This is a genomic window from Cupriavidus sp. 05N40 (genome assembly GCF_056397305.1).
Genome location: NZ_JBFTND010000296.1, coordinates 1 through 6583 on the forward strand (window position 1 = coordinate 1; position 6583 = coordinate 6583).

Genomic DNA, 6583 nt, shown 5'->3' on the forward strand with positions numbered 1-6583 from the left:
GTGCGGGACACGCTCGCACGCGCCATCGAGCGCGGCGGCAGCACCCTGCGCGACTTCGTCGGCAGCGACGGCAGCAGCGGCTACTTCCAGCTGGACTGCGCCGTGTACGACCGCGCCGGTCATCCATGCCGGGTATGCGGCACCACCATCCGCCAGATCGTCCAGGGGCAGCGCTCCACCTTCTATTGCCCGACCTGCCAGCGTTGAACGGCATGCGGYTCGCCGCGGCAGGGCGCGCGGAGCAACGCCACGTAAAAGTGGCTCTTTGTTACCTTCCGGAGTATGTTGCGCGCRCCCGATGGGCCGGCGCAACACCGGGCGCGCACAGGCGCTTCGAATTTCACAAAAGTGCTTGGGAAACCTGTATCGTCGAGAACGTAAAAAAGTGTTACAGCATCCACAGCCCCCGTCCTGGCGCGAGCCGGCGTAGATTCCTGCGCGTGGCACCTGGCGCTGCCGCGGGGCTCAGCGCTCAAGATCCCAGTACCAATGACAACCCTCGTCCATCAATTCGAACAATACGGTGCCTGGAGAACCGGGGTACTCGATTCCCTGGCTGAATTCCGCTCGTGGCTGCAGCAGCACGATCTCTACGATGCGCAGGCTGACGAACGCGTGCAGCGCATCCAGGGCGTGCTCAAGAGTGACCGGCTCAAGGTTGCCTTCATTGCTGAGTTCTCGCGCGGCAAGAGCGAACTGATCAACGCCATCTTCTTTGCCGACTACGGCCGGCGCATCCTGCCGTCGTCGGCCGGGCGCACCACCATGTGCCCGACGGAGCTGCGCTACGACGAGAGCGAGGCGCCCTGCATACGCCTGCTGCCGATCGAGACGCGCATGCAGGAAGCCTCCACCGCCGACTTCCTCGACGTCGATTCGCACTGGCATACCGTGCCGCTCGATCCGTCGTCGCCCGACGGCATGCTCGCCGCCTTCCGCCACGTGATCGAGACCAGCCGCGTCACGCGCGAGATGGCCGAATCGCTGGGCCTGTACAACGACAAGGACCCCGACGCCGCGTACGCGCTCGACGCCGACGGCATGGTGGAGATTTCGCGCTGGCGCCATGCGGTGATCAACTTCCCGCATCCGCTGCTGCGCCAGGGCCTGGTGATCCTCGACACGCCGGGGCTGAACGCCATCGGTACCGAGCCGGAGCTGACGCTGCGCCTGATCCCGGATGCGCATGTGGTGGTGTTCATGCTCGCAGCCGACGCGGGCGTGACCAAGAGCGACCTCGAGCTCTGGCGCAGCCATGTCAGCGCCGGCCACCGCAAGGGTTGCCTGGCGGTGCTCAACAAGATCGACGGCCTGTGGGACCCGCTCAAGACGCCGTCCGAGACCGCGGCGGAGATCACGCGCCAGGTCACCACCAGCGCGCAGGTGCTGGGCATCGACGAATCGCGCGTCTATCCGGTGTCGGCGCAGAAGGGGCTGGTCGCCAAGGTGACGCACGACGACGACCTGCTTGCGCGCAGCGGCCTGCCGCAGTTCGAACACGTGCTGTCGGACCAGTTGATCCCGCAGCGGCGCGAGATCGTCGCCGACCAGGTGCAGCGCTCCGTGGAGGAGATGGCGCGCGGCGCGCAGCAGCTGCTGCAAAGCCGCCGCCGCAGCATCGTCGAGCAGTTGTTCGAGCTGCGCGGCCTGCGCGGCAAGAACCACGCAATGGTCAAGCACATGCTCTCGCGCGTGCAGTCCGAGAAGGAAGAGTTCGAGCAGAGCATCGCCAAGTTCCAGGCCCTGCGGCTGGTGTTCGGGCGGCACAGCGCCGACATCATCAAGAGCCTGCAGCTGCGCGACGTGCGTCGCACCATGCGCGACCGGCGCGAGCAGATGAAGGAAAGGTTCTTCTCGCGCGGCCTGCGCGAAGACATGGACAGCCTGTTCGCGCGGCTCGGCGAACTGGTGAGCGAGGCCGACCAGAAGATCGTCCAGCTCCATCAGCTCACCGAAAGCATGTACCGCCGCTTCAATGCGGAGCATGGCTTCACGCTGCCGGCGCCGATCCAGTTCGTCACCGCGCGCTATATCAGCGAACTGCAGCTGACGCTGACACTGGCCAATACGCACTTCGGCGCCATGAGCATGCTGACGCGTTCGCGCCCGCAGCTGGTGCAGAGCGCGTTCTCCACCATCTCCAGCCGCGTGCTGGAGACCTTCCGCGACCTCAACCGCGATATCGAGATCTGGCTCAAGTCGGTGATGACGCCGCTGGAGGCGCAGGTGCGCGAGCACCAGAAGCAGCTGCGCCGCCGGGTCGATTCGATCGAGCGCATCCACGAAGCCACCGACACGCTCGAGAGCCGCATCGCGCAGCTCGAGGAAGTGCTCAACGGCCTTGACGACCGCAGCGGACGGATCGAATCGTTCGCCGGGCAGATCCTGGGCTCGGAGGGCAGCGCCGCCCCGGCGCGGGCGGTTGCGGCCTGAGGCAGGGCACAGGCACGGCGGGGCCGTGGCGCGGGAGGCGGTATCATGACGCGCCGCCGCTCCCGGCGCCGCCGCCTTTCCCGTCACGTCTCCGATGCCCCGCAAGTCCGCCGCCCTGCCTGTTGATACTCCCGCCGCCGTAGCCCCGCCGTGCGCCGACTTTGCCGCCCGCGTGGTGGCGTGGCAGCGCGTGCACGGGCGCCATGACCTGCCGTGGCAGAACACACGCGATCCCTATCGCATCTGGCTGTCCGAGATCATGCTGCAGCAGACCCAGGTCAGCGCGGTGATCGAGTACTTCCAGCGTTTTGTAAGCCGCCTTCCCACGGTCGCCGCGCTTGCCGCCGCGAGCGCCGATGAGGTGATGGCCCTGTGGGCCGGGCTCGGCTATTACTCGCGCGCGCGCAACCTGCATCGCTGCGCCAAGGCCGTGATGAGCGAGCACGGCGGCGCGTTCCCGACCGATCCGGAGGTACTGGTGACGCTGCCCGGCATCGGCCGCTCCACCGCGGCCGCGGTGGCCGCGTTCAGCGCCGGCGTGCGATCGCCGATCCTGGATGGCAACGTCAAGCGCGTGTTCGCCAGGTTCTTCGGCATTCACGGACATCCCGGCGTCAAGGCGGTCGAGACCCGCATGTGGCAGCTGGCGGGCGAAGTGTTGCCGGCCGAGGGACCTGCGCAGTCCGAGGATATGGTGTCCTACACCCAGGGCCTGATGGATCTCGGCGCCACGGTCTGCTCGCGCGGCAAGCCTGCATGCCTGGGCGCGGCGCAGTCGTGCCCGCTGTCGGCGGACTGCGTGGCGCGCCGCGACGGCCTGACTGCCGTGCTGCCCACGCCCAAGCCGCGCGCCGCCATCCCCGAGCGCAGCACCGTGATGCTGCTGGTGCGGCGCCGCCGCGAGGTCCTGCTGGCGCTGCGCCCGGACAGCGGCATCTGGGGTGGATTGTGGAGCCTGCCTGAAATGCCGGTCGACACCGTGCCCTTCGATGCCGAGCAGGCCGAAGACGCGGCGCTCGAACGCGCCCGCGAATTCGGAACCCCGGACCGCGCCGCGATGGTCGGCGAGCTCACCCACGTCTTCACCCACTTTCGCCTGCTCATCCGCGCCATCCGCGTCGACATGAGCGGCGCGCTGGCCGTGCGCGATAGCGGCGACGGCCCGGCGCTGCGCTGGATCTCGCTCGACGACCTGGATGAAGTCGGCACTCCCGCACCGGTACGCAAGCTGCTGGAAACGCAAGCGCGGGGAGGCTTGTTCTAAGGGTGGGTCAGCAAGGGTGAAGAGATCGCAGCGGGCGGCAGGTGGCAGGCGGCAGGTGCGAGGAGCGCGGCCGTAGATGGGTACGGCGAGCACCACAGTGCCTGCCACCGCTTGCGCAGCAGATTTGCTCGTCCCTTCCTGAACCTTCCTGAACCTTCCTAGAGGATGTGGTGTTGGTGCATGTATTTGTGGACGATCTCGATCCGCATCCCCGCATCGGGCAGGGCCATCAGCATCTGCTTCGCCTTGAGCGGTACCGGCAGCAGTTCGCACAGGCGGTTCGCCACCCAGCTCGGGTCGTCCCACAGGAAAGGCTCGCTGAAGGGCAGCTTGCCGGGATGCTCGGCGTGCAGCGAGCTGACGATGCGGCGTAGCACGGTCAGGCATTCGCCCAGCAATTCGAGCTTGCAGTCGATGATGTCCGCAGGCAGCAATCTGGCCTGGCCCACCATCAGGCCGTCTTCGCGCACGCTGTGGCTGAGCAGCTGGAAGCGCTGCCGCCCGCGCGTGCTGATCAGCAGCACGCCGAGCTGCTCCATATTGCAATCGACGATATCCGCAAGGCAGCCGACCGTCTCCGGCATGGTGGGCTCGCCGGGATGCGCGACCTCGCTGCCGCTGGCGATCAGGCACACGCCGAAGGGTGTGCGGTCGCGCATGCAGGCACGCACCATGTCCACGTAGCGCGCCTCGAACACGCGCAGTGGCAGCAGGCCATCGGGGAACAGAACGGTGTGCAGCGGAAACAGCGGCAGGCTATCCAGCCGGGGCGGCGCCGGCGTAGCGGATGAGGACGGCGAGGTCGACGGGCCGGGAGCGGTGGGCGTGGCGCGTGAGGACATGCTGAGCCAGCAAAGGTTGCGCCCGGGCAGCGATGCCGGACACCGGCGGCCCGGGCGGGGACCGCGGAGCCTGGCGTCGCGGCATGTCAGCCGCCCGGCGCGAGCTCGCGGTGTCTCACCAGCACATTACCATGCGCGCGGAAATAGTTGGCAAGTCTTTCGGCGATGTACACCGAACGATGCTGGCCGCCGGTGCAGCCGATGGCCACGGTCAGGTAGCTGCGGTTGTCGGCGATGAAACTCGGCAGCCACTTTTCGACGTAGGCGCGGATATCCTCGGCCATCGCCAGCACCATCGGCTGGCTCTGCAGGAAATCGATCACCGGCTCGTCGCGCCCGGTCAGCGGCCGCAGCGCGAGGTCGTAGTAAGGATTCGGCAGCGAGCGCACATCGAACACCATGTCCGCGTCGCTGGGCACGCCGTGCTTGAAGCCGAACGATTCGAACAGCAGCGTGAGCCGCAGGTCGTCGTCCCGCACGAACTCCTTGATCCACGCGCGCAGGGTGTTGGTGCGCACATTGCTGGTATCGATGCGGTGCGCGGCTTCCGCCAGGGGGCTGAGCAGCTCGCGCTCCATCTCGATCGCTTCGATCAGCGAAGTGTCGTTGAGCGGCGCATCGGCATCGGGTGCATTGCCCGCATCGTCGCCCGTGGCGGCGGGCAGGCCGGCCTTGTCGATGCGCATCGACAGCGGGTGCCGCCGGCGGGTCTCTGAGTAGCGCTGTACCAGCGCATCGGTATTGGCCGTCAGGAAGACTACGCGGACCTCGTGCTCCGCGGCGAGGTCGCGCAGCGTGCCGGGCAACTGGTCCAGCGATTCGCGGCTGCGGATATCGGTGGCGACGCCGAGGTGGGTATAGCCCTGGGCGGCCAGGTAGCGCGCCAGTTCCGGGATGAACTGGGCCGGCAGGTTGTCGACGCAGTAATAGCCTGCGTCTTCCAGTACGTTCAGGGCGACGGATTTGCCGGAGCCGGAAATTCCGGTGATAAGTATGATGCGCATAGCGTCACAAGCATAACATCAGGCGATGACGCCGTCATGACGGTATCGTGACGGGCGGGCCTCATAAAAAATGACGAACCGGAGTTCGCCATTTGCACATGCGTCCACGAAAGGGCGACCCTTGTTACTTGGACAGGCATTCCTTCATGAATGCCTTGCGCTCGTCGCCCTTCTTCATGCTTGCAGCAATATAAGCAAACGAAAAGTGGCGCAGAAACCGCTTGTCAGAGCAGGCGGCCCTGGCCGCGCGAAGCGACATCGGCCTGCATCGCGGCACGCTGGCGGTCCATGAAATCACGCAGCGTATCGATGCCGCGCAGGCGCAGGATAGTGTTGCGCACGGCGGCCTCGACCAGCACGGCGAGATTTCGGCCGGCCGCCACCTGGATCTTGACCATGTGGATCGGCAGGCCAAGCACGTCGAGGTATTGGGAATCCAGCGGCAGGCGCTCGAACTCGCCATCGTTGCGCCGCACCAGCTGCACCACCAGCTTSAKCTTCATYTTCCGGCGCACSGCMGTCTCGCCGAAGATSGTCTTGATGTCGAGCAGGCCCAGKCCGCGCACTTCSAGCAGGTTCTGCAGCAGCGGCGGGCAGCGGCCYTCGATGAAGTCAGGCCCCAGGCGCACGAAGTCCACCGCATCGTCGGCCACCAGTCCGTGTCCGCGCGAGATCAGTTCCAGGCCTAGTTCGCTCTTGCCCAGACCCGACTCGCCCATGATCAGCACGCCCATGCCGAGGATGTCGAGGAACACGCCGTGCATGGTCACGCGCGGCGCGGAAATCCGCGACAGATAGAGCCGCAGGTGGTCGATGACCGCGGCCGAGGATACCGGCGTGGTGAACAGGGGCGTGGACGAGCGCGTGCAGCGCAGTTCCAGGTCGGGGGGTGGCTCCATGCCGTCCGCGATCACCAGGAAGGGCGGCTCGAGCAGGATCAGCTCGCCCATCTGGCGTTTGCGCATTTCGTCGTCGAGACGCTGGTAATAGGTGATTTCGGGTTTGCCGAGCACCTGGATCCGGTTCGGGTGGATCAGGTT

7 protein-coding genes are annotated in these 6583 nt (G+C 66.7%); 3 read left to right on the forward strand and 4 right to left on the reverse strand.

The window, feature by feature from the left end:
• The 3 genes from AC1DO7_RS38220 to mutY form a co-directional block, all read left to right on the forward strand.
• Positions 1-207 (forward strand): zinc finger domain-containing protein (locus AC1DO7_RS38220; RefSeq protein WP_477117348.1); only part of this gene is annotated, 207 nt, incomplete at its 5' end.
• Positions 208-489: 282 nt separating this feature from the next.
• Positions 490-2433, forward strand: coding sequence for a dynamin family protein (locus AC1DO7_RS38225; protein ID WP_441649693.1), 1944 nt, complete (start codon positions 490-492; stop codon positions 2431-2433).
• 94 nt (positions 2434-2527) lie between these two features.
• A complete protein-coding gene (gene mutY, locus AC1DO7_RS38230; protein ID WP_441649692.1) occupies positions 2528-3697 on the forward strand; it encodes an A/G-specific adenine glycosylase in 1170 nt (389 codons plus the stop codon).
• A gap of 158 nt (positions 3698-3855) precedes the next feature.
• Here mutY and AC1DO7_RS38235 read toward each other — a convergent pair whose 3' ends face one another.
• From AC1DO7_RS38235 to hprK, 4 genes are all read right to left on the reverse strand, one after another.
• Positions 3856-4539 (reverse strand): LON peptidase substrate-binding domain-containing protein, encoded by a 684-nt coding sequence (locus AC1DO7_RS38235; protein WP_441613715.1) that lies wholly within the window; start codon positions 4537-4539, stop codon positions 3856-3858.
• An 86-nt stretch (positions 4540-4625) separates the two neighbouring features.
• Entirely contained in the window at positions 4626-5543 is a 918-nt protein-coding gene (rapZ, locus tag AC1DO7_RS38240; protein ID WP_441649691.1) for an RNase adapter RapZ, read from the reverse strand.
• Positions 5544-5667: 124 nt separating this feature from the next.
• Positions 5668-5802 carry a PsiF family protein gene (locus AC1DO7_RS38245; protein WP_441649690.1) on the reverse strand — a complete coding sequence of 45 codons (135 nt, stop codon included), beginning with the start codon at positions 5800-5802 and terminating at the stop codon, positions 5668-5670.
• The coding region (gene hprK / locus AC1DO7_RS38250; protein WP_477117349.1) for an HPr(Ser) kinase/phosphatase at positions 5768-6583 on the reverse strand (816 nt) is incomplete at its 5' end. The genes hprK and AC1DO7_RS38245, both read right to left, overlap by 35 nt.

Excerpts from the sequence above, each read along its gene's own strand:
- AC1DO7_RS38225 (WP_441649693.1), top strand. The coding sequence starts at position 490 with ATGACAACCCTCGTCCATCAATTCGAACAATACGGTGCCTGGAGAACC.
- mutY (WP_441649692.1), top strand. The coding sequence starts at position 2,528 with ATGCCCCGCAAGTCCGCCGCCCTGCCTGTTGATACTCCCGCCGCCGTA.
- AC1DO7_RS38235 (WP_441613715.1), bottom strand. The coding sequence starts at position 4,539 with ATGTCCTCACGCGCCACGCCCACCGCTCCCGGCCCGTCGACCTCGCCG.
- rapZ (WP_441649691.1), bottom strand. The coding sequence starts at position 5,543 with ATGCGCATCATACTTATCACCGGAATTTCCGGCTCCGGCAAATCCGTC.
- AC1DO7_RS38245 (WP_441649690.1), bottom strand. The coding sequence starts at position 5,802 with ATGTCGCTTCGCGCGGCCAGGGCCGCCTGCTCTGACAAGCGGTTTCTG.